This window comes from Tumebacillus permanentifrigoris (assembly GCF_003148565.1).
Taxonomy (GTDB): Bacteria; Bacillota; Bacilli; order Tumebacillales; family Tumebacillaceae; genus Tumebacillus; species Tumebacillus permanentifrigoris.
Genome location: NZ_QGGL01000001.1, coordinates 36,854 through 62,664, shown reverse-complemented (window position 1 = coordinate 62,664; position 25,811 = coordinate 36,854). Strand labels below are relative to the sequence as shown.

Annotated in this window: 28 protein-coding genes; all 28 read left to right on the top strand. The window is 55.9% G+C overall.

Translation table 11 applies throughout. The annotated features are described in order from the left end of the window. Positions 1 to 93: 93 nt before the first annotated feature. Positions 94 to 993, top strand: coding sequence for a phosphate ABC transporter substrate-binding protein (locus tag C7459_RS00325; RefSeq protein ID WP_109685098.1), 900 nt, complete (start codon positions 94 to 96; stop codon positions 991 to 993). 132 nt (positions 994 to 1,125) lie between these two features. Continuing rightward, positions 1,126 to 2,049 (top strand): phosphate ABC transporter permease subunit PstC, encoded by a 924-nt coding sequence (gene pstC / locus C7459_RS00320; RefSeq protein ID WP_109685096.1) that lies wholly within the window; start codon positions 1,126 to 1,128, stop codon positions 2,047 to 2,049. Between the two features lie 3 nt (positions 2,050 to 2,052). Then, positions 2,053 to 2,913, top strand: coding sequence for a phosphate ABC transporter permease PstA (gene pstA, locus C7459_RS00315; protein ID WP_109685870.1), 861 nt, complete (start codon positions 2,053 to 2,055; stop codon positions 2,911 to 2,913). Positions 2,914 to 2,926: 13 nt separating this feature from the next. Further along, the gene (gene pstB / locus C7459_RS00310) at positions 2,927 to 3,697 is read left to right on the top strand and encodes a phosphate ABC transporter ATP-binding protein PstB (protein WP_109685094.1); all 771 of its coding nucleotides are present in this window, start codon (positions 2,927 to 2,929) and stop codon (positions 3,695 to 3,697) included. A gap of 39 nt (positions 3,698 to 3,736) precedes the next feature. Next, positions 3,737 to 4,396 (top strand): phosphate signaling complex protein PhoU, encoded by a 660-nt coding sequence (gene phoU / locus C7459_RS00305; RefSeq protein WP_109685092.1) that lies wholly within the window; start codon positions 3,737 to 3,739, stop codon positions 4,394 to 4,396. A 78-nt stretch (positions 4,397 to 4,474) separates the two neighbouring features. Next, positions 4,475 to 6,625: an SF1B family DNA helicase RecD2 gene (recD2, locus tag C7459_RS00300; RefSeq protein WP_109685090.1), complete on the top strand. Its 2,151-nt coding sequence runs from the start codon at positions 4,475 to 4,477 to the stop codon at positions 6,623 to 6,625. Positions 6,626 to 6,644: 19 nt separating this feature from the next. Then, a complete protein-coding gene (locus C7459_RS00295) occupies positions 6,645 to 7,343 on the top strand; it encodes a response regulator transcription factor (RefSeq protein ID WP_109685088.1) in 699 nt (232 codons plus the stop codon). Then, on the top strand, positions 7,343 to 9,130 hold the full coding sequence (gene pnpS / locus C7459_RS00290; protein WP_109685086.1) for a two-component system histidine kinase PnpS: 1,788 nt from the start codon (positions 7,343 to 7,345) through the stop codon (positions 9,128 to 9,130). Before C7459_RS00295 ends, pnpS begins: the two co-directional genes overlap by 1 nt. Before the next feature lie 136 nt (positions 9,131 to 9,266). Continuing rightward, complete coding sequence (locus C7459_RS00285; RefSeq protein ID WP_109685084.1) at positions 9,267 to 10,109, top strand: DegV family protein; 843 nt, start codon at positions 9,267 to 9,269, stop codon at positions 10,107 to 10,109. Then, positions 10,106 to 10,825 (top strand): ComFC family protein, encoded by a 720-nt coding sequence (locus C7459_RS00280; RefSeq protein WP_245884352.1) that lies wholly within the window; start codon positions 10,106 to 10,108, stop codon positions 10,823 to 10,825. Before C7459_RS00285 ends, C7459_RS00280 begins: the two co-directional genes overlap by 4 nt. A 194-nt stretch (positions 10,826 to 11,019) precedes the next feature. Continuing rightward, positions 11,020 to 11,436: an ApeP family dehydratase gene (locus tag C7459_RS00275; protein WP_109685080.1), complete on the top strand. Its 417-nt coding sequence runs from the start codon at positions 11,020 to 11,022 to the stop codon at positions 11,434 to 11,436. After that, positions 11,417 to 12,232 carry an SDR family NAD(P)-dependent oxidoreductase gene (locus C7459_RS00270; protein WP_109685078.1) on the top strand — a complete coding sequence of 272 codons (816 nt, stop codon included), beginning with the start codon at positions 11,417 to 11,419 and terminating at the stop codon, positions 12,230 to 12,232. The genes C7459_RS00275 and C7459_RS00270 overlap by 20 nt, the downstream gene beginning before the upstream one ends. 7 nt (positions 12,233 to 12,239) lie before the next feature. Further along, positions 12,240 to 13,502, top strand: a complete 1,263-nt coding sequence (locus tag C7459_RS00265) for a beta-ketoacyl-[acyl-carrier-protein] synthase family protein (protein WP_211320310.1) — start codon at positions 12,240 to 12,242, stop codon at positions 13,500 to 13,502. 73 nt (positions 13,503 to 13,575) lie between these two features. Further along, positions 13,576 to 13,977 carry a TIGR03826 family flagellar region protein gene (locus C7459_RS00260; protein WP_170119179.1) on the top strand — a complete coding sequence of 134 codons (402 nt, stop codon included), beginning with the start codon at positions 13,576 to 13,578 and terminating at the stop codon, positions 13,975 to 13,977. Positions 13,978 to 14,125: 148 nt separating this feature from the next. Then, entirely contained in the window at positions 14,126 to 14,407 is a 282-nt protein-coding gene (locus C7459_RS00255) for a flagellar biosynthesis anti-sigma factor FlgM (protein ID WP_170119178.1), read from the top strand. Positions 14,408 to 14,430: 23 nt separating this feature from the next. After that, positions 14,431 to 14,934 carry a flagellar protein FlgN gene (locus tag C7459_RS00250; protein WP_170119177.1) on the top strand — a complete coding sequence of 168 codons (504 nt, stop codon included), beginning with the start codon at positions 14,431 to 14,433 and terminating at the stop codon, positions 14,932 to 14,934. 13 nt (positions 14,935 to 14,947) lie between these two features. Beyond that, complete coding sequence (gene flgK / locus C7459_RS00245) at positions 14,948 to 16,555, top strand: flagellar hook-associated protein FlgK (RefSeq protein WP_170119176.1); 1,608 nt, start codon at positions 14,948 to 14,950, stop codon at positions 16,553 to 16,555. A gap of 41 nt (positions 16,556 to 16,596) precedes the next feature. Further along, on the top strand, positions 16,597 to 17,505 hold the full coding sequence (gene flgL, locus C7459_RS00240; RefSeq protein ID WP_170119175.1) for a flagellar hook-associated protein FlgL: 909 nt from the start codon (positions 16,597 to 16,599) through the stop codon (positions 17,503 to 17,505). Positions 17,506 to 17,535: 30 nt separating this feature from the next. After that, positions 17,536 to 18,117 carry a DUF6470 family protein gene (locus tag C7459_RS00235; RefSeq protein ID WP_109685066.1) on the top strand — a complete coding sequence of 194 codons (582 nt, stop codon included), beginning with the start codon at positions 17,536 to 17,538 and terminating at the stop codon, positions 18,115 to 18,117. A 60-nt stretch (positions 18,118 to 18,177) separates the two neighbouring features. Continuing rightward, entirely contained in the window at positions 18,178 to 18,615 is a 438-nt protein-coding gene (fliW, locus tag C7459_RS00230; RefSeq protein ID WP_109685064.1) for a flagellar assembly protein FliW, read from the top strand. Then, positions 18,616 to 18,864 (top strand): carbon storage regulator CsrA, encoded by a 249-nt coding sequence (csrA, locus tag C7459_RS00225; protein WP_109685062.1) that lies wholly within the window; start codon positions 18,616 to 18,618, stop codon positions 18,862 to 18,864. A gap of 178 nt (positions 18,865 to 19,042) precedes the next feature. Beyond that, positions 19,043 to 19,870 carry a flagellin Hag gene (hag, locus tag C7459_RS00220; protein WP_109685060.1) on the top strand — a complete coding sequence of 276 codons (828 nt, stop codon included), beginning with the start codon at positions 19,043 to 19,045 and terminating at the stop codon, positions 19,868 to 19,870. A gap of 78 nt (positions 19,871 to 19,948) precedes the next feature. Continuing rightward, positions 19,949 to 20,248, top strand: a complete 300-nt coding sequence (locus C7459_RS00215; protein WP_109685058.1) for a hypothetical protein — start codon at positions 19,949 to 19,951, stop codon at positions 20,246 to 20,248. Between the two features lie 22 nt (positions 20,249 to 20,270). After that, positions 20,271 to 22,265 carry a motility associated factor glycosyltransferase family protein gene (locus tag C7459_RS00210; protein WP_109685055.1) on the top strand — a complete coding sequence of 665 codons (1,995 nt, stop codon included), beginning with the start codon at positions 20,271 to 20,273 and terminating at the stop codon, positions 22,263 to 22,265. Positions 22,266 to 22,280: 15 nt separating this feature from the next. Beyond that, on the top strand, positions 22,281 to 22,640 hold the full coding sequence (locus tag C7459_RS00205; RefSeq protein ID WP_109685053.1) for a DUF8042 domain-containing protein: 360 nt from the start codon (positions 22,281 to 22,283) through the stop codon (positions 22,638 to 22,640). Positions 22,641 to 22,644: 4 nt separating this feature from the next. Continuing rightward, positions 22,645 to 24,033, top strand: a complete 1,389-nt coding sequence (locus tag C7459_RS00200) for a motility associated factor glycosyltransferase family protein (RefSeq protein ID WP_109685051.1) — start codon at positions 22,645 to 22,647, stop codon at positions 24,031 to 24,033. Between the two features lie 5 nt (positions 24,034 to 24,038). Further along, entirely contained in the window at positions 24,039 to 25,043 is a 1,005-nt protein-coding gene (locus tag C7459_RS00195) for an SDR family NAD(P)-dependent oxidoreductase (protein WP_109685866.1), read from the top strand. A gap of 31 nt (positions 25,044 to 25,074) precedes the next feature. Then, on the top strand, positions 25,075 to 25,809 hold the full coding sequence (locus C7459_RS00190) for a cytidylyltransferase domain-containing protein (protein WP_109685049.1): 735 nt from the start codon (positions 25,075 to 25,077) through the stop codon (positions 25,807 to 25,809). The last annotated feature ends 2 nt before the right edge of the window (positions 25,810 to 25,811 follow it).

Here is a 25,811-nt window from a genome sequence, read left to right as displayed (position 1 = left end):
ATTTACGATCTGTTGGTAGGATGGAGACTGTAAGAAACAAACAAACACATCCAATGTGAAAACATTTCTATTGTATCCAAAGGGGGATTTTCAGTGTTTAACGTGTCGAAGAAGGCGGTCACACTCGGTATGGTGGCTACGCTGGCCGCAGGTCTTATGGTCGGTTGCGGTACGAGCTCGAATACAGATACCTCGAACAAAACGGGTGACGCGGGCAAAACCACCGAGCCGGCCCAAGCGGAAGTTTCCGGCAAGATCACCGCTGCTGGTTCCACGGCACTGCTTCCGCTGGTCAAGCAAGCGGCCACGGAGTTCCAAACGAAACATAGCAAAGTCACCGTCGACGTGACGGGCGGCGGTTCTGGCACCGGCCTCAAGCAAGTGGCAGAAGGCACGGTCACGATCGGCAACTCCGATGTTGAATCGGGCAAGGACTATGAAGGCAAAGGCCTCGTGGACCACCAAGTCGCCGTCGCTCCGTTCGTCCTCGTCACCAACAAGGACGTCACGCTCACGAACATCACCAAGGAACAAGCGGGCAAGATCTTCACAGGCGAAATCACCAACTGGAAAGACGTCGGCGGCAAAGACGAGAAAATCACCATCATCGGCCGCGCCGAATCCTCCGGTTCCCGCAAGCTGATCAAGCAACTGGTCCTGCCAGAAGGCAAGGACTTCGCCAAGGACGCGATCGCCCAAGACTCGACCGGCGCGCTCCGTCAAACGGTCGAACAAACCGCAGGGGCGATCGGCTACATGGATGCACCGTATGTGACAGACAAGATCAACGTCCTCAAGTACGAAGGCGTCGAATACAAGGCGGACAACATCTTCAACGGCACGTACAAACTCTACGCGTTCGAGCACATGTACACCAAAGGCGAGCCGGACAAAACCACCAAGGCGTTCCTCGACTACATGATGTCTGATGAGTTCCAAACCAAGTTCGTCGAGGAGCTCAAATTCATCCCGGTCAGCAAAATGAAGAAGTAAGAACCAATGCCCTGCGCACGATCAAGGGGGTAGGGACGGTGTGAGCAATCGCCGTCCCTACCCCTCTGTCAGAAACCAATTGTAAAAATTGTTTACATTATTCACAAAACTTTCTCTTGGAGGGAATCGCGCATGGACATCGCGCTCAAGGAGACACCTAGCGATGATCGCACATCGGCCCCGCCGAGCTGGAACAACCGCCGTCGTCGCACCGACCGTGTGATGCACGGGCTGTTTGTCGGCAGTGCGGCGTTTGTCAGTCTGATCATCTTCTCCATCATCCTGTTCGTCGGCAGTCAGGGTGTCAAAACCTTCACCGACGTGAGCTTTTTCCAGTTCTTTTTCTCACTTGATTGGACTCCGGCTGAACATCAATTCGGGGCCGGTGTGTTCATCCTCGGCTCCTTCCTCGTGACCGGCCTCGCGCTCGTGATCGCCGTTCCGTTCGCGGTAGCTGGTGCGGTGTTCATGTCAAAAATCGCCCCGAGCTGGATGCGCGAGATCATGCGTCCGGCGACCGACCTGTTCGTCGGCATCCCGTCGGTCGTCTACGGTCTGGTGGGTCTGACCACCTTTGTACCGATCATCGCCAAGCTGACGGGCACGGCAGGTTTTGGGGTGTTGCCGGCGGCGTTGATCCTCGCGATCATGATCCTGCCGACGATCATCTCCGTCTCCGAAGACGCGATTCGCACCCTGCCCAGTTCGTTGGAGGAAGCGTCCTACGCACTGGGCGCGACCCGCTGGCAGACGATTGGCAAAGTGTTGCTCCCGGCGGCAACGCCCGGAATTCTGACCGGCGTCATCCTCGGCATGGGCCGTGCGATCGGCGAAGCGATGGCGGTGCAGATGGTGATCGGGAATGCACCGCTTTTGCCAAAAGGCGTTGCCGAACCGACCTCTGTGCTGACGACGCAGATCGTCAAGGAGATGCTGAACGCGCCGTTCGGTTCCACGCTCAGCAATGCGCTGTTCCTGATGTCGCTCGTGCTGTTGCTCGTCTCGCTGTCCTTGATTCTCATCATCCGAATCGTGGCTCGCAGGAGGTCTGTCTAAATGTTGAACGCGAAACTGACCAACAAACTCGCCACCGTGATGTTCTGGGCAATCGGATTCGGAATTCTCAGCATCCTCGCGTGGTTCCTCTGGCACATTCTCAGCGCTGGACTTCCGCACATCTCGTGGAACTTCCTGACCCGCAAACCGGAGGAGATGATCGCGGGCGGCGGGATCGGCCCCCAGTTGTTCAACTCCTTCTACATCCTGTTCCTGTCGCTTTTGTTCTCGATCCCATTTGGGATCGGCGCCGGGATCTGGCTGGCTGAATACGCCCGGAAAAATTGGTTCACCGATCTGGTGCGCCTCGCCACTGAGATGCTCGCCTCTGTCCCGTCGATCGTGTTCGGTCTGTTCGGTCTGCTCGTCTTCGTCACCACCCTGCATCTGGGCTACTCGATCATCGGCGGAGCGTTGACCCTGTCGCTGCTCAATCTGCCGGTGCTGGTGCGCGTGACCGAGGAAACGTTGCGCGCCGTGCCGGATTCCTACCGCGAAGCCTCGCTCGCACTGGGGGCGACCAAGTGGCAGACGATCCGCAAAGTCCTGCTCCCGTCCGCGCTGCCGGGCCTCGTCACCGGGGTCACGCTGGTCGCCGGTCGTGCGCTCGGGGAGTCGGCGATCTTGATCTTCACCGCCGGGGTGTCCGTGTCGCGATTTGCCCCGGACTTGAACCTGTTCGCATCGGGGGAGACGCTGTCGGTACACCTGTGGTACGTGCGCTCCGAAGGTCTCGTCCCGGATGCCACGCAGATCGCAGAAGGCACCGCCGCCCTGCTCGTGCTCGTCGTCCTCATCCTCAATCTGCTGATCGCCCTGCCGAGCCGTCTGTACCAACGCAAGATGGCCGGCAAGTCTTCCTAAGGAGGGAACGCTCGTGACCACCATCGCCACACAGGACAAAATTCGCGTCCAAAACCTCAACCTGTTTTACGGAGAGAACCAAGCGCTCTACGACATCGACCTCTCGATGCAAGCGGGTTCGATCACCGCATTTATCGGTCCGTCCGGCTGTGGCAAGTCCACGCTGTTGCGCACCTTGAACCGCATGAACGACCTGATCGCCTCTGTGAAAATCACCGGGGAAGTGCTGGTCGACAACCAGAACATCTATGCCCCCGACACGGATGTCGTCTCGCTGCGCAAGCGCGTCGGCATGGTCTTCCAACGTCCGAACCCGTTCCCGATGTCGATCTATGACAACATCGCATACGGCCCGCGCATCCACGGCATCAAGCGCAAGCGCGACCTCGACGAGATCGTGGAAAAATCGCTCAAGCAAGCCGCGCTCTGGGAGGAAGTGAAGGACCGCCTGAACAAGTCGGCGATGGGTCTCTCTGGCGGACAACAACAGCGCCTGTGCATCGCCCGTCTGCTCGCCGTCGATCCCGATGTGTTGCTGATGGATGAACCGACTTCTGCACTCGACCCGATCTCCACCTTGAAAGTCGAAGAGCTGACCCAAGAGCTGAAGTCCCGCTACAGCATCATCATCGTCACACACAACATGCAGCAAGCGGCGCGCATCTCCGACACCACGGCGTTTTTCCTGAACGGGGTGATGGTCGAGCACGGGGAGACGGACAAACTGTTCACCAATCCGGGCGACCAGCGCACCGAGGATTACATCACCGGACGCTTTGGTTGATTTTCAAAAAAAGGAAACCCTGAGAAGGAGGCGTGTGCTGTGGATTCGAGAAAAGGATTTCATCACGCACTGGAAGAGCTGCAACATGGCATCCTGAAAATGGGTGTGCTCGTAGAAGAAGCGATCTACCACGCCGTCAAATCGCTGGCGAAGCAAGACTTGCAGATCGCCGAGCAAGTGATCGCCAACGACAAGCGCATCAACGACAAGATGATTGAAATCGAATCGGCCTGCCTGAAACTGCTGGCCTTGCAACAGCCGATGGCCTCCGACCTGCGCGTGATCGGCACGGCGATGAAGATCGTCACCGACTTGGAGCGCATCGGGGACCACGCGGTTGACATCGCCAAAACCACGCGCCGCTTGGAAGGGCAGAAACTGATCAAGGAATTGGTCGACACCCCGCGCATGGCAGATATGATCAAGACGATGCTCCATGATGCCTTGAATTCCTACGTCAAGCGCGACGTGGAGCTGGCGATGACGCTGGCGACCAAGGACGATGAAGTCGATGCGCTCTACAAGCAGATCTTCAGCGAACTGCAAGAGTTGATGGAACAGAACGGCTCGACCGTCAAACAAGCGACGATGTTGCTGATGGTCTGCCAAAGTCTGGAGCGGATCGGAGACCACGCCACCAACATCGGGGAATGGGTCATCTACATGGTCAGCGGAGATCGTACAGACCTGAATATCTAGGAGTCGGGCAGGACAACGCAGTCGCCTGCTCGAAATCCAGTACGTGAAACGTGTTGGACGGAGAGCAGGTGATTTTTTATGGAAATGTATCAAGGACGCGTCAAAAAAATAAACTTCCAAGCGGACGAGGACGGCTACACGATCGCCAGCCTGTACACCGAGGAGCCCCAAGGCACGGTGACCCTCGTCGGAACGATGCCAGGGCTGACGGCGGGTGATGAGATCAAAGTGTCCGGCTCGTGGACACGCCATGACAAGTTCGGGGCGCAACTGCAAGTCGAGAGCTGGGAGAAAGTCATGCCGCATACGCTCGACGGCATCTTGAAATACCTCAGTTCTGGCGCCGTCAAGGGCATCGGCAAAGCGACTGCAAAAAAACTGGTGAGCTTTTTCGGACTGGAGACGTTGCAAGTCTTGGAGCGCACCCCAGAGCGACTGACGGAGATCGAAGGGATCGGGGAGAAAAAAGCGCTGCGGATCGCCAAGAGCTTCCGCGAGCACCGTGGCGTGCAAGCGCTGATCTACTACCTCGCTTCCCAAGGCGTTCCGACCGGGATCGCTGACCGCATCTACAAGCGCTACGGCGCCGAATCGATCGCCGTGTTGGAGGAGAACCCCTATCGCCTCGCAGACGAAGTAACCGGCATCGGCTTCAAAACCGCCGACCGGATCGCCCAGCAGCTGGGCATCCCGCCCCTCGCGCCCTCGCGCTTGCGGTTCGGGTTGAAATTCGCGTTGGTGCAAGCGGCGGAGGATGGTCACGTCTACCTCCCGATGCCCGACCTGATGGAAAAAAGCCTTCACCTGCTCGGCGCAGAGTGTGCAACGCATCTCGATGAGGCTTTGTACGGTTTGATGCAGGAACCGACCGGCGGGATCAGAGTTGAGGAAGACCGCGTCTACCTGACCGGCTTTTATTATATGGAAGAAAAAACAGCCGCCCGGCTGTCCACCTTGATTCACGCGCAGTTTGATGCCTCCGAGCACGACCCGCAGGTGATCGCGGATGTGGAACGCGAGGAAGGTCTCGCGCTGGCCCCGCTGCAACGGGCGGCGGTCGAGGCCGTTTTGACGAAACGCTTGGTGGTGGTCACCGGGGGGCCAGGTACAGGGAAAACCACAACGGTCAAAGCGATGATCGCCGCACTTGGCAAGCAAGGCATTCGTCCCACGCTCGCCGCTCCGACAGGTCGTGCCGCCAAACGCATGACGGAGAGCACGGGTGTGGAAGCCAAGACGTTGCATCGCCTGTTGGAGTATGGGCAGGTCGAGGGCGAAGGGATGAAGTTTCAACGCGACGAGGAAAACCGCTTGGACGGTCGCGTTTTCATCGTGGACGAAGCGTCGATGATCGACTTGCACCTGTTCTACTGCCTGTTGCGGGCGTTGCCAGCTGAGGCGCGGTTGGTGCTGTGCGGTGACATCGACCAATTGCCGAGCGTCGGGGCCGGTCGGGTGTTGCAAGATGTGATCGATTCCGGCCGGGCGACGGTCGTGCGCTTGTTGACGATCTTCCGTCAGGCGGAGGAGAGCTACATCGTCAAAAACGCGCACAGGATCAATGAGGGACAATTGCCGCAATCGGCGAAGGATTTCTTTTTCGTCGAGCAACGCAGTGTGGACGATGTGATCGGGTATGTGCTCGATCTCGTCACGCGGCGCTTGCCGAAGTACTTGCAGGGAGATCCGCTGGAGGACATCCAAGTGCTGGTGCCGATGCGGCGCGGACCGTTGGGGGTCGAGGCGTTGAACGGGCATTTGCAACTCGCCTTGAACCCCCCGTCCGGGGAAAAACGCGAACTCACGCATGGGGAGCGCGTTTTTCGCGAGGGCGACAAAGTGATGCAGGTGCGCAACCATTACCAAAAGGATGTGTACAACGGCGACGTCGGGCGGATCGTGGAGATCGACGCAGAGGATGACGAACTGATCGTGGAGTTCGACGGACGTCCAGTGAATTATGCGGCGGGCGAATTTGACAACTTGACGCTGGCCTATGCGGTGTCGGTCCACAAGAGCCAAGGCAGTGAGTACCCGTGTGTCGTGCTCCCCGTGGTCTTTCAGCACCGCGTGATGCTCCAGCGCAATTTGCTCTATACCGGGGTGACGCGGGCGAAGCGGCTGGTGATGCTGGTCGGCTCCAAAGGGGCTCTGCAAGTCGCCGTGAAAAATGCAGACGGACAGCACCGCTACTCGTGGTTGTCCCAACGGCTCCAAGCAAGTGTGTAAACAACTCAGGAGGTGTCCAATGGCGGCTTCCCGCATCTTGGTGGTAGATGATGAAGAATCGATTTCCAAACTGGTGGAATACAACTTGCAGCAAGCGGGCTTTGACGTGAGCACCGCCGATTCTGGCACGCGTGCCTATGAGATTTTGCAAGAATCGCCGCGCCCGGACTTGATCGTGCTCGACTTGATGCTGCCGGGGATCGGGGGCATGGAATTGTGCCAACGCCTGCGCAAGGAAGGCATCTCCACGCCGATCATCATGCTGACGGCGAAGGACGATGAGATTGACCGCATCCTCGGTCTGGAGATGGGCGCTGACGATTATGTGACGAAGCCGTTTTCCCCGCGGGAATTGGTGGCGCGTGTGAAGGCGGTGTTGCGCCGCGCCAACGAGGAAGCCGGGCAAGAGGAAGGCGTGTATCACTGTGGTGAGATCATGCTGGACATCAACCGCTACGATGTGACGATCCGTGGGGAGCGCGTTGATTTGACCCCGCGCGAATTTGAGCTGCTGCACTACCTCGCCAAGCACATGGGGCGGGTGATGAGTCGCGACCATCTGCTCGACAAAGTCTGGGGCTATGAATTTGCCGGGGATACGCGGATCGTCGACGTACACGTCTCGCATCTGCGGGATAAGTTGGAGCGCGACCCGAAGCAGCCGGAGTACATCAAAACCGTGCGTGGCGTCGGCTACAAACTTGTCCGGGGTGAGTGATGAGAGGGATTCGCTATCGGATCGTTCTGACCTACGTGGTGCTGATCGGGTTGGCGCTCTCGATTTTCGGCGTGTACACGATGCAATTTATCGAGAAGCTGTACATGGACAGCATGGAAGCACACGTCCGCGAAGAGACGCTGTTGCTCTCGAAGTGGGTCACTCCGCATCTTGATCTGGACAAAAACTTGCTCGCCCGCGAGGAACTGCAAGACCTCGTCTCCCGCACGTCGCTCGAGACGGGCGGACGCGTCACGATCCTCGACCCGCAAGGCACTGTGCTGGTCGATTCGCGCCTGGATGCCGACTCCTCGGAAAACCAACTGACGATGCCGGAAGTCTCCGCGGCGGCCAGTGGCACGATCGGCAAAAACATCCGCAAAACGTCCTATACAGCCTTCAATATGCTCAACCTCGCAGTGCCGGTCATGGGCGACGAAGGGCCGATCGCGATCGTGCGCATGGCGGTGCCGATGGAAGTGGCACACGACACGTTGACATGGCTGTGGGGGCGCATCGGGATCTCGCTGGTGGTCGTCGCGGTGCTGGCGTCGCTGTTCGGGTTGCGATTCGCGCACAGCATCGCCGCCCCGATCGAAGTGATCACGAACACCACGCGCAAGATCGCGGAGGGTGCCTACGACGAGCGCATCTACCAGCGCGGACGGGATGAACTCGGCGTGATGGCCGACTCGATCAACCTGATGGCGGCGCGGATCTCCGACCAGATCGAAGACCTGACGCAGCAGAAGGGCAAGGTCGAAGGGATTCTCACGCACTTGGTCTCCGGCGTGTTCGTCGTCGATCGCTCAGGGCGCGTGACGATGGTCAACCCCGCGGCGGAAAAAATGATCGGCGTCACAGCGGAGGACATGTTGCAGAAGTGGCACTGGGAAGCGGGCGGCAACTTTGGCCTGTCGACGCTGATCGACGAAGCGATCCTCGTCGGGACGGCGCAAAAGCGCGAAGTGACGTTTTACAAGCCGGTTGAGCGCACTGTGGAAGTCTACATCACGCCAATCCAGAGCAACCACAACCGGATTGCCGGTGCGGTGGTGCTGTTGCATGACGTGTCGGACTGGCGGCGATTGGAGCGGATGCGCAGTGAATTCGTGGCGAACGTCTCCCACGAATTGCGGACGCCGATCACGGCGGTGCGCGGTTTTTCCGAGACGTTGTTGGACGGGGCGATGGAGAATCCGGAGATCACCAAGCAATTTTTGCAGATCATCCATGATGAATCGGAGCGGTTGACCCGCCTGATCAACGAACTTTTGGAACTCTCCAAAATCGAGTCCGGGCACATCCAGTTCCGCCATGGGCCAGTCGATCTGGTCAAGCTGGTGGAGCGCACCGTCGTGCGCTACAACCATCAAGGCGCGCAAGCCGGGCTGAGCATTCGAACGGAGTTGCCCGAGCAGCCGGTGGAGTTGGAAGCGGATGGCGATCGCGTGGCACAGGTGTTGATCAACCTGCTAGGCAATGCGATCGCGTACACGACACCGGGTGGCGTGGTGACCGTGGGCGTGGAAGAGGCGGGCGCCGAGGTGGTGTTGCGCGTGAACGACACGGGGATCGGGATTCCCGAGGAGGACCTGCCGCGCCTGTTCGAGCGCTTCTACCGCGTGGACAAAGCCAGAGCGAGACGTTCGGGTGGTACTGGACTGGGACTGGCGATCGTCAAGCACATCGTCGAAGGCCACCACGGGCGCGTGGTGGTGACCAGCGAGGTGGGCAAGGGCAGTTGCTTCCGGGTCTATCTGCCCAAGGAGCAACCGCATGGGTAAAAAACAGCACATCCGCTGTGGCGGGTGTGTTGTTTTTTTTGTGGAAATCACCTCTTGGGGGTTTTTTCTATTTCGGGTATACTGGTAACACGTATTCGAATGATTGTTCTCACTTTTACATAGGAGGGATTCTTCCATGAGCAAAATTGCGCTTGTAACGGATAGTGCGGCTTATGTGCCGAGCGATATTCTAGAAAAGTACGGCATCACGGTGGTTCCTCTCTCGGTGAACTTTGGCAACGACTCCTTCCGCGAGGGGATGGACATCTCGTCTGACCAGTTTTACGAGCGTCTCGTGAAGGAGAAAAGCCTCCCGACCACCTCGCAACCGGCGGTCGGTGAGTTCGTCCAGACGTTTGAAAAACTGCTCAAAACGCATGACTCGGTTCTCGCAGTCCTGCTCTCCAGCGGGATGTCGGGCACGGCGAACTCGGCGGAAACGGCCGCACGGATGGTCGGTGGCGACATCGCGATCATCGATTCCAAGATCACCGCATGGGGCCAGTACGCGCTGGTACTGGAAGCCGCCAAACTTCGCGACGAAGGTCTGTCCAAGGGCGAGATCGTCGACCGTTTGACTGCGATGCGCGACAAAGTCGGCGCCTACTTCGTAGTCGACAGCTTGGAGCACTTGCACCGTGGCGGACGCGTCTCTGGCATCTCCGCGATGCTCGGGTCGCTGTTGCAGGTCAAGCCGATCCTGCGCGTCACCGATGGCAAGTTGGAGATGTTCGAAAAAGTCCGCACACGCAAAAAAGCCCTCGCCCGCGTCATCGAACTCGTGAAAGCGGAGATCCCGGCTGGCGAACAACTCGTCGCCTCGATCGTCTACGCGGACAATCGGGAGGATGGGGAAGCCTTGCGTGCGCAAGTGCAGGAAGCGCTTCCAGACGCTGAGTTGCAAACATCCCAGCTCGGCCCGGTCGTCGGGACGCATACGGGACCCGGACTGCTCGCCGTCATCTACTACACCCGATGAAAAAGGGCGGATGGTGGGACGCGCTGGTCGGGTTGCTTTATCCCGAACCGCGTCGCTGTCTCTTCTGCCGCCACAACTTCATACAAGACCCCGAAGAGGTGGTGTGCGCTCCTTGTCTGAGACAAGTTACAGAGAGCGTGCCACCTCTTTGTCGTGTCTGCGGGCGGGAGCAGTCGGGGCGCGGTGTTTGTGACGACTGCCGACGTCGTCGGGAGGCGTTTTTTCAGCGTGCTGTGTCCTATGGGCCCTATCGCGGGCGGTTGCGCGCGTTGCTGTTGGCGTTAAAAAAGGACCGGCACACGAGCGTCGTGCCGATCCTCGCTGGATTTCTGGAGCAGGTCTGGGCGGCGGAATTGGCAGATCGGGGCGTCGAGGTGTTCGTGCCGGTGCCGATTGCGAGGGACAAGTTGCAGGAGCGCGGGTTTAACCAGGCGTTGTTGCTGGCCGAGGCGGTAGGGGAGCGGGTGCGCGTTCCCGTCTGCGAGGCCTTGACGTGGCAAGGGGCGCGGCGAGCACAAGTCTCCAGAAATCGAGCGCAACGGTTGGACAGCATGGAGGACTCGCTAGGGTTGTCACCGGAGGCGGCAGCAGTAGCGGGGCGGGTGGTGTGCCTGCTCGATGACATCTACACGACAGGAGCCACCGCAAATGCCTGTGCGAAGAAACTGCACGAAGCCGGGGCGCGGGCGGTGTATGTGATCACGGTGGCGCGGTAGTTTGACTGTGACCAACAGGCCGGTATGTGGAACCTGACTGGTCGCGAATCGAACACGCGAGATAAAAAGGACTTCGCCCTTTGGGACGAAGTCCTTTTTTTGCCTACCTTGACCGGAGGGCTGGACTTCTACTAGACTATATTTGTTAACACAATGTCGCATCTAGGTTAACAATCGGAAATGAGGAATGACACATGGCCTCACCAGACGTCTTGCGCATCTTGGCGCATCGAGCGCCTTTTTTGTTTATTGAGGAGATTGTCGAGCTGGTGGCTCGGGAGCGGGCGGTGGCGGTGTCGCATGTGCCAGCGGAGGACTTGCGTGCCTTGGGCGCCACTCTCCAGACGGTGCCGCTCTGGTACGCTGCGGAATTTCTCGCGCAGACGGGCGCCCTCGCCGTCCTCGCGGGCGCACCCCCTGAGGAAAAAACGCTGATGACCGGCCTCGACGGATTCACGATGGTCAGCGCGGCTACGTGCGCGCAACCGCTGCGTGCTGAAGTCACCCTGCTCGGTGAAAAGCGCGGCATCGGCAAACGCCAAGGCACGGTCTGGCAGGGCGACCGAAAAATCGCGGAAGGGCTGGTGTGGTATGCGCGAACCCGAAACTAATCCCCGCACCACAGCGTCGTCGAGCCTTGAGCCGAGCTGCACAGCACAACTCCGCACCCGCAGAGTTGCGCTCATCACCGGGGCCTCAGGTGCGATCGGAGCTGCCATCGCAGAACAGCTCGCACGGCGCGGCGATGACGTTTGGCTCGCCTACCATCGAAATGGGGAAAAAGCGGAACGTCTCGCGCAACACCTGCAAGCGACCTATGAAACTTCTGCCACGGCACTCCCGCTGAATTTGCTCGACCGCCCCGCCATGCACCAAGCCCTTGCGCGCATCCTCACCGCACATGGCAGGCTCGACATCCTCATCCACTGCGCCGGGGTCACTCGCGATAAACTATTGATTCAAACGGGAGCGTCTGACTTTGACGATTCGCTCGAACTCCATGTCACGGCGCTCTACCGACTCCTGCAAGCGTGTTTGCCGTCGATGCGCGCACACCATTATGGGCGCATCGTGGCCTTGACTTCCTACGCCGCACTTCACGGGCGGACCGGGCAATCGGCTTATGCAGCCAGCAAGGCGGCGCTGATCGGTCTGGTCAAAGCGGCCGCCCTCGAAGAGATCGCACACGGCATCACCGTGAACGCGGTCGCCCCCTCCGTCACCGCATCGGCGATGACCGATGCGCTCACCGATTCAGAACAGGCTCGATTGCTCCACCAGATCCCGCTCGGGCGGATGCAAACGCCCGCTGAAGCGGCGGCGCTGGTGGAATGGTTGACTTCGGAACCAGCAGGTACAGTCAGCGGGCAGGTTTTGGCTGCCGACAATCGAACGCACAGGTGGTAGATTTGCGATGATGAACAGCCAACCAAACAGACGCGTCGTCGTCACGGGCATGGGTGCGGTCACGCCGTTTGGCGTGGGCGTGCCGCTTTTTTCCAACGCTCTGAAAAAGGGTCAGAGCGGCATCCGCCTGCTGACCCAAATCGATACAACCCTCGTCCGCACCAAGGGCGGTGGGGAAGTGCAAGCTCCACTCCCGACGCATAGCTCCCTGCGCTTCCTGAATTTCGCCACCCTCGCTTGGCGAGAAGCGTGGGAGCAAGCTGGACTGGCAGGTCATGTCGATCCCTCGCGCCTCGGCGTCTTGCTCGGCACCTCGCGGGGGGCGGTCCGCGAACTCGAACTCGCCCACACGCTGCTGGAAAAAAGGAACCCAGCTGCGCACGGGTTCCTTTTTGCAGACGAACGCCCTCCCGCGTTGTCCGAACTGTTGCCGATGCTGTTCCCAAACTTCGGCTCCTCTCCGCTCGGCAGCTCGGTCGCAAGCCTTTGCGCGGCAGCAGGTCCCGTCGGAACGATCTCGGCGGCCTGTGCATCCGGCACGATTGCGATCGGGGAAGCGGCGCAGTGGATTCGCGAGGGCCGTTGTGACGCAGTGGTCACAGGCGGGGCCGAAGCGCCTTTTACCCCGGTCTCGTTTGCCGGTGTCTGTTCCTCCAAAGCGATGAGCGACCGCTGGGACGACCCGGCGACCGCCTGCCGCCCGTTCGATCGGACGCGGGATGGCTATGTGATGGGCGAGGGAGCGGGCATCCTCGTGCTGGAAGCGGAGGAACATGCGCGGGCGCGCGGGGCTGAGATCTATGGCGTCGTGCTCGGCTATGCCCAGACGGATGACGCTTCGCACATCACCGTGCCGACGGGCGATGGACTGGCGCGGGCGATCACGCTCGCCTTGCAACAAGCGCAATTGACGCCCGCCGACCTCGACTACATCAACGCGCACGGAACCTCGACCGAACTCAACGACCGCTGGGAAACCTGGGCGGTGAAAAAGGCACTCGGGCCACAGGCGTCCCGCGTGCCGCTCTCCTCCACCAAGTCGATGACCGGTCACCTGTTGGGCGCCGCGGGGGCGGTCGAGGCGATCGCCACGATGCTCGCGATGCGCGAGAGCTTCCTGCCGCCGACGATCAACCACCATCATCTCGATCCGAACTGCGATCTGGATTATGTGCCCAATTCAGCCCGACCTCACACCGTGCGCACCGCGATGTCGCAATCGCTCGGGTTTGGCGGGCACAATGCGGCCTTGGTGCTCGCTTGTTATTAGTAACGAGGATTCATCTTTTGCATCCCGCCATCGTTTGTTATAATGAGTATGAATGGGATGGAGGGGGAGTATCATGGCACTCGCAAACTGCAAGCGTTGTGGGCGACTTTATAATAAGATCAACAGCTTCGTCGAATCGTGTACGGTCTGTATCAAGGAAGACGACGAAAAGTTCTTCCAAGTTCGTGATTATTTGCAGGAGCAGCGTCGCGCAACGATGTACGAAGTCAGTGACGCAACCGGGGTAGATGTCAGCTTGATCATTCGATTTATCCGCGAAGGTCGGATTACCACCGTTGACAATCCGAACCTCAATTTTCCGTGTGACAGCTGCGGTACGCCGATTCAACAAGATCGCTACTGCAAACCTTGCAAGGACAAATTGCAAAAAGGCCTCAGCTCCACGCGGGAAGCTCTGCGCCAGCCGGAGAGTACCGGCAAGAAGCACGACTACTTCCACAAACGCGATCGCTAGAGTCCTCTCCTTTTGAAACAGAGCGGATACACGAGCATACGTGACCTGATGGGGAATAACGGTCACTTTTTCTACTCAACCCAATCTGGGCTTCAACCGATACTGGAATTATCCAAGTATCGGTTTTTTATTGTGGGGTGACATATACGTGAAAATCAATGATTCCAATCGCATCTCTCAGGTGCAAAAATACCAACAAGCCAATCGTCTGACAGACAAGGACCCAGCTACGGCTGCGTCGACATATGCCAAGCTTGACGGGGTCTCGATCTCGCCGCAAGCCTTGGAGAAGGCGCGCGACCTATCGCAATCGGAGGGTTCGGAGCACGCTGAGCGCATCGCGGATGTGAAGCGTCAGATTCAAGAAGGAACGTACCATGTGGAAACGAACGCCGTCGTGCGAAAAATGCTCGAAGCCTACGGTGAATAGCAGAGAGGAGACTTGCGGTGAGCGTGTTAAAGCCTTTGTTCTCGGTCGTCGAAGCCCTATTGCGTGAACACCAACAACTGCTCGAACTCGCAACGCGCAAGAAGGATGTCCTGATCCAAAATGATTTGGAAGCGCTAAACGAGATCGTCCAGACCGAAGTCGCCCATATCCATCGCATTGAGCGGATGGAGTTGGAACGCCAAGGAGCAGGCCGCCTGCTCGCCGTTCGCGCAGGTGTGCCAGCCGATCAATTGACGGCGGAACGCGTCAGCCAATTGGCCGAAACGCCGGAAGAACGCCAACGGATGACCTCACTGACCGACGACTTGCGCACGGTCATCCTCAAACTCAAGGACGCCAATGACCTCAACCAGATCCTCATCCAGCAGTCGCTCAACCTGATTCAATCGACGGTTGAAGTTTTGACCGAGTCACCGTCCGTACCGAATTATGGCGGTTCTGGTCAAACGCTTGCGAACAACCCGTACCAGCAAAGTCGCGTATCCTATTTCGATTCTAAAGCCTAACGGAGGTACTCCGATGACATCGACTTTCTTCAATCTAGAGACGGGCAAGCGCGGGTTGTTTGCACAACAATCCGGGCTGAGCACGGTTTCGCAAAACGTTTCCAACGCCAATACGCCGGGCTATTCCCGCCAGCGCGTCGATCTGGTCACCACCGCCTCGATGTATGTGCCGAGCATGGGGCGCACGATGGAGGCCGGGCAGATGGGCACTGGAGTCGTGGCGGGGCAGATCACCCGCATCCGCGAATCGTTCCTCGACGCGCAATTCCGCAATGAGAACACCACGTCGGGGGAGTGGACGATTCGCCAAGACACGCTCGACAAATTGCAAGCGGTGTTTAACGAACCGACCGATACCGGGTTGTCCAAAGTTCTGGATAACTTCTTCCTCTCCTGGCAGACGCTGGGCCGCAACAAGGACATGGCCTCGCGCAATACCGTGCGTCAAGCCACAATCGACCTCGTCGAAACGTTCAATACGGTGGGGGCGAAGCTCAACGAATTGGATACAGATATCGGTGACAATATCAGCTCTAAAGTCAATGAGTTCAATACGTTGACCGGGCAGATCAGTGATTTGAACAAGCAGATCACGACACTGGAAGTGCTCGGTGACAAAGCCAATGACCTTCGCGACCATCGCGACTATCTGGTCGATCAACTGTCCAAGACGGCAGGTGTGACAGGCAAGGAACTTCCGAACGGCACCTACCAACTCTCCGTGGGGACGACGGTCATCCTGAGCGGCGATACCCCGCCGGTTCAACTGACCTATGACGCGGCGACGAACACCACTTCGTTCCCGGTGCCAAGCGGTGAGATCGGGGGCATGACGTTCTCGCGCAGCAACATCATCAGCGGATTCAAATCGCAACTGGACTCGATGATCAACGGGATGGTCAACGGGCAGATTCAAAGCAAACTGCCAGGCGACTACACGTATGACAGCACCGTAACCCAATTGCCCAACGATATCACGTTGGCAAATGGGACTGTCGTTCCGAAGGGCACCAACGTAGACCCGTTGTATCGCACCCTGCCCAAGGGCACCACGATTACGTTTAACGGCCTGAACGAATTGCATCAGTTCGGGTTTACCGCCACGAAGCCGACGAGTAAGGCGGGCGTGCTGTTCGAGACGACAGACAGTTCAAAAGTCTTCACCGCCAGCAACATCAAAGTCGCGAAAGCCATTCTCGATGATGTGCAGAACATCGGTTCTTCGAATGCCACCTATGTAGATGCCAACGGCAAAACGCAGGCCAAGGAAGGCAACGGTGACTTGGCGTTCATGTTAGGCGAGTCTGTTTCTGCGACGATCGACTTCAAGCAAGGATTGCCACCGAATGGGGCGATTTTGGCAAAGGGTTCGGTCAACGACTACATGCGGGCGACGATCGGACAACTTGGGTTGCAAGCGCAGACCGCCGAACGACAAGTCAAGAACCAAGGCGCGCTGATCCAGCAGATTGACAACCGACGTCAATCGATCAGCGGAGTTTCACTCGATGAGGAAATGTCGAACATGATCCGATTCCAACAAGCCTACGCAGCTTCCGCGCGCGTCGTCACGACGGCGGAAACCATTCTCGATACGATCATTCACTTGGGCGGCAAATAACCAACGCCTGATCTCGATATAGATAGGAGGCAATGCGAAGCATGCGAGTCACACAATCCATGATGAACTCCCAGTTCATGTCGAACTTGAGCGCGAACAACGAGCGCTTGGTCAAGTACCAAGACCAATTGGCGTCCGGCAAGAAATTGAACAAGCCCTCAGACGACCCGATCGCGGTTGGCTATGCGATGCGTTATGACCAACAGATCTCGCGCAACGACCGCTACCAGCGCAATGTCGACGATGGCTTGAGCCAGATGGAATTCGTCGAATCAAACATCAACGAGGTCAACGACATCCTGCAACGTGCGCGTGAATTGTCTGTGCAAGGCTCGACGGGCACGATGTCGATCGATGAACGCAACGCGATCGCCAACGAAGTCCACCAGCTGTATGAACAGATGGTGCAGGTCGGCAATGGCAAATTTAATGATCGCTACCTGTACAATGGGCAGACGACCGATATCCAACCCTATGATCCTACGAATGCCATGTACCAACAGACGGACATGGGGTCGATTTCGTTCATGATGAGTGAAGGTGCGAACATGCAGATCAATGTGATCGGGGATGAACTGTTCGGGCAACCGACAACGGTAGGCAACGAAACGAACTCTGACAATGCGTTCGCCGCGTTGAAATCGCTGGAGACTGCGCTGCGTGCGGATAACCCGCCTGGCATCGAGAAGGCGCTCGGGAAGATTCAGGACCGCGCCAACAAGATTCAAACCGTTTGGTCGGATGTCGGGGCGCGCATGAATCGGATCGAGTTGATCCAAAATCGTCTGAAGGACTATGACGCGAACGTCCAAGGATTGCTCTCCAAAACGGTCGACGCCGACGTCGCCGAATCGATTATGAACATGAAAGTGGCGGAAAGCATTCAGCAGGCCTCGCTCTCGACAGGTGGTAAAATCATCGTGCCGACGCTGATCGACTTCCTGCGCTAGAACAAGCAGGGCAGAGGGAGGTGAGGGCTGGTGCTGAGCGTATCGCTTCGGCTTGGGTTTACGCAAGCAGCCGCTCGAATCGGGATTCAATCGACTGCAGGGAAATGGGAGATGCAATCGCCACGCGCAGAAGTCAGCATCACCCAACAGCCGGCTGTCTTGACGATCGACCAAGGCCCTGGACAACTCGACCTCGATATCTATTCGGCTCGCAAAGCGCTCGGGTTCAAGACCACGACCGATATGCTGGCCGATATCGGGTCTCAGGCGAAGCAGGTGGCGTTGGAAGCGGTCGGGCGAATCGTCGAGGAAGGCAACCAGATGGCGGCGATCCAGAACCATTCCAATGCGATCGCTGATATCGCCTTGCAACGGCAGGACATGGGTCCGATGCCGATCAAGGATTACGACGCTGCGAGTTACCGACCTGTGCAGATTTCCTATCATCCGCATGAAACGCAATTGAATTGGGAAGTCCGCGGAACGGAGATTCATGCCACGACGCATACCCCGATCATCAACTATACACCGGGTCAGGTCGAGGTTTATCTCGATCAGAAGAACTGGATACAGTTCAATGTCACAGGGCAATACATGAATATGCAATATTAAAAAGGAGCGGTGCCTATTGGCACGCTCCTTCTCGTCTAGGAAGGAAAGTGAGGAACTGCAATGGAGATCACATCCGTACTATTTGGTAAGTTGGAAATCGAAGAGCATGCAATCTTGCAATTTCCCGAAGGATTGTTCGGGCTGGAGGAGGTCCGGGAGTATGTCATCTTCAAGCAAGATGACTCGCTACCGTTCGCATATCTGCAAGCAAAGGAAGAACCAGGTGTCTGTCTCCTGCTTGCCGACCCGTTTGTGTTTCACCCGGCCTACGAGTTTGAGCTGAGCGCACAAGACCTGCAAGCGCTCGGCGACCCGGAACCGATGAATGTCCAACTGTGGGTGACGGTCACCACGACCGAGGAGATGGAGCATTCCACGATGAATCTGCTGGCACCGATTGTGGTCAACGCAGACAAGAGCCTCGCTCGTCAAGTGGTTCTGCACAACACGGGGTACCAGTCGCGCACCCCGCTGTTCCCACGGAAGGGGGAAGCGTAAGTGCTGGTCCTGAAACGCAAGATCGGGGAGTCGATCATGATCGGTGAGGACGTCGAAATCGTCTTGTTAGAGAAGGATGGGGACTCTGTGAAGATCGGCATCCATGCGCCGCGCACCATTCGCGTGTTTCGCAAGGAAATTTACGAAGAGATCCGCCAAGCCAACCGCAGTGCGCTGTCCACCGCGATGCCTCCGCTGGCCGATCTACAAAAACTGATGCAGAAAAAGTCGGATCTAGGAGAAAAATGACCAAACAGGCTTCTGTGGTTGAGATAATCAATCGGGAAGCCTGTTTTTTGTCCGAAATGGGCTCAAATAAGGCTCAAGTATTCCGAATGGCCAGACGATATAGATAGTGTAAGCGAGAAGCTTACTAAAACATCGGTCCCGCAAGGATGTGGGACGACATTCCAAGGAGGAAATTATCATGCGCATTAACCACAACTTAACCGCTCTCAACACCTACAACCGCCTCACCACCAACAACACCAATGCTTCGAAATCGATGGAGAAACTGTCTTCCGGTCTCCGCATCAACCGCGCAGGCGACGATGCAGCTGGTCTGGCAATCTCCGAAAAAATGCGCGGCCAAATCCGTGGCCTCGACCAAGCAGCTCGTAACTCCCAAGACGGTATCTCCCTCATCCAAACCGCTGAGGGCGCACTGAACGAAACCCACGACATCCTGCAACGTATGCGTGAGTTGGCAGTTCAATCTTCCAACGATACCCTTGCAACTGCTGACCGTGACAAAGTTCGCGGCGAAGTCTTGCAACTCTCCAAAGAAATCAGCCGTATCGCTTCCCAAACCGAGTTCAACACCAAGAAAATCCTGGTGTCCGGTAACTCCGCGATCACGTTCCAAGTTGGTGCAAACAGCGGCCAAACCATCAAACTGTCCATCAACAAAATGAACGCATCCGCACTGAAAGTTGACTCCGCTTCCCTCAACCTGGCAAATGCTAGCTGGGTAGGTGCTGCTCAATCCGCAATCGGTGTCATCAACTGCGCAATCAACACCGTTTCCAAAGAACGCGCAAACCTTGGTGCATACCAAAACCGTCTGGAGCACACCATCAACAACCTGACCACCTCTTCGGAGAACTTGACCGCTGCAGAATCCCGTGTCCGCGACGTAGACATGGCGAAAGAAATGATGAAGTTCACCAAGGACAACATCCTTGCTCAAGCAGCTCAAGCTATGTTGGCACAAGCAAACCAACAACCGCAAGGCGTTCTGCAACTTCTTCGTTAATTGGTTCATACTTTTTGGGAAAAGAGCCAACCATAATGGTTGGCTCTTTTTTAAAAAAACGAAGTTTACGGAGGCATTATGAACATAGACGCCTTGAAAATTGAAGAGATCGTGACCGAACTTTCCGGCATCGCAGACCTCTTTTATCGGATGGAATTCAACCTTGGGATGCAGAAATTGACCCGGGTTGTGGAATTGTTTGGCGAATACGTGGTCCTTGTTCAAGGGAACAATTTATTAAGCGTGGAACAAATTCAAGAGCTGAACGAGCTTTTGGAATTCTCGATGACCTGCATCAACAACCAGGATTATATTCTGTTCGCAGATCTTGTGAAATTTGAGCTATGTCAGCGGTTACGCGGATTTTCTCCAGCATAGTGTTGAGCTAAGGAGGGCGCACATGAACCTGTTCGAAAAAAATCGTCAATACCTATCAGAATACAACGCCCCGATGTTCATCGAGATGGAGATGGAAGCGGCGTCGACAGCGGATCTAGAAGTTCTCCACGTACAAGACGAACTCATTTTTAAACTTACGGACGACAACGGCAATGAATTTTATTCGGCAAGCCTCTATGACCCAAGTGCAGAAGCTGACGTGTTTCTGGACGGGGTCAATTTTGATAACACAGGCTATATCGTGATGGGCCTGAACTCCAGTGCAGTCATCCGGAAAATTTACGAACGAAAAACCGAAACCGCGTGGGTGTTTGTCATCGAGCGCGATTTAAATAAAATCAAGAAATTCCTAGAGGAAGTGGATCTTTCCGATTGCTTGGGGGATAAGTTAGAACGCTTGGTGTTCTTCTACGGACCTAGCACCTCGATCAAGATGAACCTTACGAGCTTCCTCTACTCCTTAGTAGGATTCTATTTCCTTCAAACTGAATTGTTGCGGACGTTCCCAACGTTCCGTCAAGACAAAGAGTATTATGGCGATTTGTTTGAATTTTTGCTGGAACAGATCAAACTCCATGTCTCGAACATCGGGAACTCCTTGGAAGATACATTGCTTGGTGTGACCAATGAATTCAAAAACCTGAAGCACATTTTGGGGAACAAACAGCTCAAACAGTTCAAGGACAAGTACAAGGGTGTGCCGATCATTTGTGTGGCATCGGGCCCGTCGCTTGACAAACAGCTTCCCTTGTTGAGACAGGCCAAGGGCAAGAGCCTGATCATCTGTGCGGAATCTGCGTTCCGCGTCTTGATGAAAAACGGGATCACCCCGGATATCGTCTGTATCTTAGAGCGCGGAACTCCCTCGTATGAGATCAGTTTGAAGGGGATTGAGATCCCTGAAGAGACAGCTTTCTTTGGACTCTCGCTGGTCGATTCTCGAATCTTCGAGGTATGGCCGAAATACAAAGTACCTTGTTTCAAACAGAATGTCGGGAACAGCCGCTTCTTGAACGAGGCACTAGGCAATTTCGGTGAATTGTATACGGGCAGTTCGGTCGCGCACATGAATCTCTCATTGGCGCATTATCTTGGGGGGAGCCCGATCGTCTTAATCGGTCAGGATCTGGCCTACTCCGAAGACGGCAATACCCACAGCAAGGACACGCTGTACCAAGATGCGGATGCCGTGGAGAAGGAACTGGGCCCAGATCGATTCAAGTCGATTCAGGATGTCTTCAAAGCGGAGAATGAATACAACAAGACCTACTATCTGGACGGGTATTATGGTGGACAAGTCAAATCTCGTGGATTGTGGAGACAATTCCTCAGATGGATGGAGCACTTGGTGGCCAGCACGCAGGCTGAAGTCATCAATGCCACAGAGGGTGGCGTTTACATTCAAGGCACGGTCAACATGCCATTCCAGGAAGTACTGGACACCTACTGCCAAGATCAGTTGGCACCGATTGGAGAATTGTTCGAATCGTTGCCCGATCTGGAGTTCGATACACACTACTACTTGGAGCGCGTCTATAACCGCATCTACAAACACAACCAGTCGTTGGATGGGTTGAAGCGATTTGCCGAAGAGAACCAAGAGATGCTGATGAAGTTGAGTCAGGAAGTGGCAGCCGGGAATACGGAATATTTGGAGACCAAGGTAAGTCGCGTGCTCCGAAATACCGAAAACCTGATCAAGTGGTCTTTGGAAGACGAGCACTTCACGTTCTATTTCCGACCGCTCATCGCCAATCTCCATGTGAAAACCAATCCGATCTCTCGCTTGACTTCTCTGGAGCGATTGCATGAGATCTTGAAGCATCAATCGTACTTCATGGCTCGGATGATCGATGGAGCCGCCGAAATGATTCAGACCTACGAGGAGGAATTCGAGGCGACGATCCTCGACCTCGGGTACACCCTCGATGAGTTCGAGCTGGACGAGGACTCGGAGGCGCATGAGGAAGAAGCACACACAGAATACATGGGGTAAGAGGTGAGCGCTGCGATGAATGATGTACAAGTGCTGGTTCGAGAGACGAAGGAAAGTTTGGCGGACTACCTGCCGAACCTGATTGCTGCATGCGATCAAGTTGCTGAAAAGTTTCAAACGGGGCAAGAGGACTGGGTGGAGCTGTTCCAAGCCGTTCTAGAAGGAATCAATTGGGTGACCGGTGCTGTACAAGGGATTCGAAACGTCGAGTCCACCACGTTGCTAGGTCTCGAATTGGAACGCGTCATCGAACTGCTCCAAGAAGTACAAGCCGCAATGACGAACCGGGACTACGTCCTGTTCTGCGACTTGTTACAATACGAACTCAAAACCCTGCTGCAAGCCTACAGCGACCAAGTCCAACAGGAGTTATAAGATCATGCCTCAAAAGCATTTGGTTGCAACGGAACCGATGGCGGACTGTGCGTTTCGGCTGGAATTTACACAGGCGAAGACGGGCGACTTAACGTGCTACTACAACCCGGGTACAACCGGGTTTTGGCTACACAGCAAGTACAACCCGATGCAAGAAGCGGAGCGTTTTGTCGGACAACAACTACAGATGGCGGTCGAACCGTTTTCGAAGCTCATCGTCTATGGATTCGGTTGTGGGCACCACCTCCGCGTGCTTTTGCGGCACCCCCAACTGATCGACACGGTGATTGAGGTCTGGGAATCCAATGTCGCTTTTTTCCACCAGATGTTGCAACAAGGGAATTTCGATGACATCATCAACGATCCGCGCGTGCAGTTGCGGGTCTCTGATGACATCGAGGTGATCGGGAGCATGGCCCAAGAATGGGAGCAGGAGCAACCGTTTTTGATTCTCCATGGTCCGTCGATGCGGATGATGCCACCTGAGCTGGAGCCTGTGCACAACGCATTGGTTACGTATCAGGTGTTTCTCAACAGCGCGGGTGCGTTTCAAGGACTGATGCGTGATAATTTTGCGAGCAATACCGCGCAGTCCTGGCCCGGTGTGAAACGTTTGATGGACCGTTTTACGAACGTGCCGATGATACTGGTCGGGGCAGGGCCGTCGCTTACGAACAACATGCATCTGCTAAAACAAGCGCGTGAACATTGTCTGATCGCTGCTGTGGGAACTGCCTTACAACCTTTGTTGAACAACGGAATTCGCCCCGACCTTTTCATGATCGCCGACCCGAAGGAACTGGTCGCCGAACAGATTCGCTTTGTCGAGCGGCATGACATGCCGTTATTTTTTTTAAGTACCGTGTATCAAGGTGTTCCCTTGAGTTATCAAGGTCCGCGGTTCTTGGTCTGCCAAGAGGGGTATAACTTGGCGGAGCAACGAGCTGCCGAACGAGGAGAACCTTTGATTCGCACCGGTGGTTCGGTGGCGACGGTGCTTTTCGATTTGTTGCTCGCTTTTGGTGCCAATCCGGTTTGCGTCGTGGGACTTGATCTGGCCTACACGGATAACCGTAGCCATGTAGAAGGCGCACACGATTTCCAAACTCGCTCGGTGGTAGACCAACATCAACAAGTGCTCAACTTCCATCGGGACGGGTACGTCAACACCCCGAACAATATGAAGACGTATCTGGAATGGTTTGTCCAACGTGCCGCCAGTTTGCGACAACCGGTGTACAATGCAACCGAAGGCGGTGCCTTCATTGAAGGATTTGTACATCTAGACTTGGCGCAGTTTTTGGAGGGTGTACGTCACCATGACGCAGCACCTGCGCGCAACAAATGGAGTTCCCTTGTACAGGAAATATACTCAAGTGAAATTGGGCGGTGAACGACATGTACACGGGCAAAAAGATCCTCATCACAGGGGGAACGGGTACGATTGGTAAGCTCTTAACCAGTTTTTTGCTGCAACACAATCCAAAGGTCATTCGAATTTTCAGTCGAGACGAGTACAAGCAGTTCGAAATGCAGCGTGAGTTTCTCGATCATGGGGATAAGTTGCGCTTCCTCATCGGAGATGTTCGGGATGGACAGCGGTTGGCTCGTGCGATGGAGCACATCGATTATGTGTTCCATCTGGCGGCCATGAAGCATGTCCCTTTTTGTGAATACAATCCGTTTGAGGCTGTGCAGACCAACGTGATCGGTACGCAGAACGTCATTCAGGCGGCGATTCAGAATAGCGTGTGCAAGGTCATGTTCACCTCCACCGATAAAGCGATCTCGCCTACCAATACCTATGGAGCGACGAAGCTGACTGCGGAGCGTTTGATCTCAGCTGCTGAATATCAAAAGGGCCCGAAACAGACGATTTTTTCCTCCGTTCGTTTCGGGAATGTCATGGGATCGCGAGGCTCTGTCATTCCGCTTTTCGCCAAGCAAATTATGGAGCGTCGCAAGATCACGATCACAGATATGAAGATGACGCGCTACATGATGACTCCGACACAAGCGATTTCGTTGATGCTGAAGGCCAATGATCTGGCGCATGGCGGTGAAGTGTTCGTGCTGAAAATGCCAACCGTCTCGCTCTCCGATCTGGCTGAGGTGATTATCGAGGAAGTCACGCAAAAATACAACCTGCAAGAGCCTGTTGAGATAGCGGAGATCGGTCTTCGTCCAGGGGAGAAAATGTATGAAGAGCTGATGACTGAGGATGAGATCAATGCGGCGTTGGAAACGTCGGAGATGTACATCATTCCTTCGAGCTTCACCGAACAGCGCATCGAATATCCGGAGGCGTTGAGCGCGACTCCGAATCACGCAAACTCAAGATATGAAACCCCGATCAGCAAAGAGACGTTGCGGGATTGGATTCTGACGGAGCGGTTGGTCTAACACAACTTTTGTCAAAAAGAGGTCGGGTCTTATGAAGCGAGTTGTTATTGTGCAAGCGAGGATGGGCTCCTCGCGTTTACCGGGGAAAGTCATGCTCGATCTGATGGGCAAACCTGTATTGGCACACGTCATCGAACGTTGCCAGTCGATTGCCCAGATCGACGAAGTTGTAATCGCCACCACGGAGAATCCGTCTGATGATGTGCTGGTCCATGTAGCCGAACATTGGGGGGTGACCTGCACGCGCGGAAGTGAGGATGATGTGCTCAGTCGCTACTACCAAGCGGCCCGAGCAAGTCAAGCGGACGTGGTGATGCGCGTGACCTCAGACTGTCCGTTCTTGGACCCGTCTGTGTCAGGGGCCGTGTTGCAGCAGTTGCTGTCCAACCCGCATTTGGATTATGTGAGCAATGGTCTGGTGTGTAGCTACCCGCGGGGGCTGGATACGGAAGCGTTTACTTTCGCAGCTCTGGAGAAAGCCTACCAAGAAGCCACACTACCTTTCGAACGTGAGCATGTCACCCCGTACTTGTATCAAAATCCGCAGATCTTCCAGCTTGCTTCACATGAGAACGCGGTCGACTACTCCCAGTATCGATGGACGTTGGATACGCCAGAGGACTGGGAGTTAATCTCGCAGGTCTACCAAGGGTTGTACCGACCGGGAGAGATTTTTAGCTGGCAGCAAGGCATTCAGTTCATGGAGCAACATCCAGAACTGCGCGCCATCAATGCGCATATCGAGCAGAAAAAACTGGGAGAATGACG

Excerpts from the sequence above, each read along its gene's own strand:
- flgL (WP_170119175.1), top strand. The coding sequence starts at position 16,597 with ATGCGAGTCACACAATCCATGATGAACTCCCAGTTCATGTCGAACTTG.
- C7459_RS00200 (WP_109685051.1), top strand. The coding sequence starts at position 22,645 with ATGCCTCAAAAGCATTTGGTTGCAACGGAACCGATGGCGGACTGTGCG.
- C7459_RS00260 (WP_170119179.1), top strand. The coding sequence starts at position 13,576 with ATGGCACTCGCAAACTGCAAGCGTTGTGGGCGACTTTATAATAAGATC.
- hag (WP_109685060.1), top strand. The coding sequence starts at position 19,043 with ATGCGCATTAACCACAACTTAACCGCTCTCAACACCTACAACCGCCTC.
- C7459_RS00190 (WP_109685049.1), top strand. The coding sequence starts at position 25,075 with ATGAAGCGAGTTGTTATTGTGCAAGCGAGGATGGGCTCCTCGCGTTTA.
- C7459_RS00215 (WP_109685058.1), top strand. The coding sequence starts at position 19,949 with ATGAACATAGACGCCTTGAAAATTGAAGAGATCGTGACCGAACTTTCC.
- C7459_RS00295 (WP_109685088.1), top strand. The coding sequence starts at position 6,645 with ATGGCGGCTTCCCGCATCTTGGTGGTAGATGATGAAGAATCGATTTCC.
- C7459_RS00210 (WP_109685055.1), top strand. The coding sequence starts at position 20,271 with ATGAACCTGTTCGAAAAAAATCGTCAATACCTATCAGAATACAACGCC.
- fliW (WP_109685064.1), top strand. The coding sequence starts at position 18,178 with ATGGAGATCACATCCGTACTATTTGGTAAGTTGGAAATCGAAGAGCAT.
- C7459_RS00270 (WP_109685078.1), top strand. The coding sequence starts at position 11,417 with ATGCGCGAACCCGAAACTAATCCCCGCACCACAGCGTCGTCGAGCCTT.
- C7459_RS00280 (WP_245884352.1), top strand. The coding sequence starts at position 10,106 with ATGAAAAAGGGCGGATGGTGGGACGCGCTGGTCGGGTTGCTTTATCCC.
- recD2 (WP_109685090.1), top strand. The coding sequence starts at position 4,475 with ATGGAAATGTATCAAGGACGCGTCAAAAAAATAAACTTCCAAGCGGAC.
- C7459_RS00285 (WP_109685084.1), top strand. The coding sequence starts at position 9,267 with ATGAGCAAAATTGCGCTTGTAACGGATAGTGCGGCTTATGTGCCGAGC.
- C7459_RS00205 (WP_109685053.1), top strand. The coding sequence starts at position 22,281 with ATGAATGATGTACAAGTGCTGGTTCGAGAGACGAAGGAAAGTTTGGCG.
- pnpS (WP_109685086.1), top strand. The coding sequence starts at position 7,343 with ATGAGAGGGATTCGCTATCGGATCGTTCTGACCTACGTGGTGCTGATC.
- C7459_RS00265 (WP_211320310.1), top strand. The coding sequence starts at position 12,240 with ATGATGAACAGCCAACCAAACAGACGCGTCGTCGTCACGGGCATGGGT.
- C7459_RS00275 (WP_109685080.1), top strand. The coding sequence starts at position 11,020 with ATGGCCTCACCAGACGTCTTGCGCATCTTGGCGCATCGAGCGCCTTTT.
- pstC (WP_109685096.1), top strand. The coding sequence starts at position 1,126 with ATGGACATCGCGCTCAAGGAGACACCTAGCGATGATCGCACATCGGCC.
- C7459_RS00195 (WP_109685866.1), top strand. The coding sequence starts at position 24,039 with ATGTACACGGGCAAAAAGATCCTCATCACAGGGGGAACGGGTACGATT.
- flgK (WP_170119176.1), top strand. The coding sequence starts at position 14,948 with ATGACATCGACTTTCTTCAATCTAGAGACGGGCAAGCGCGGGTTGTTT.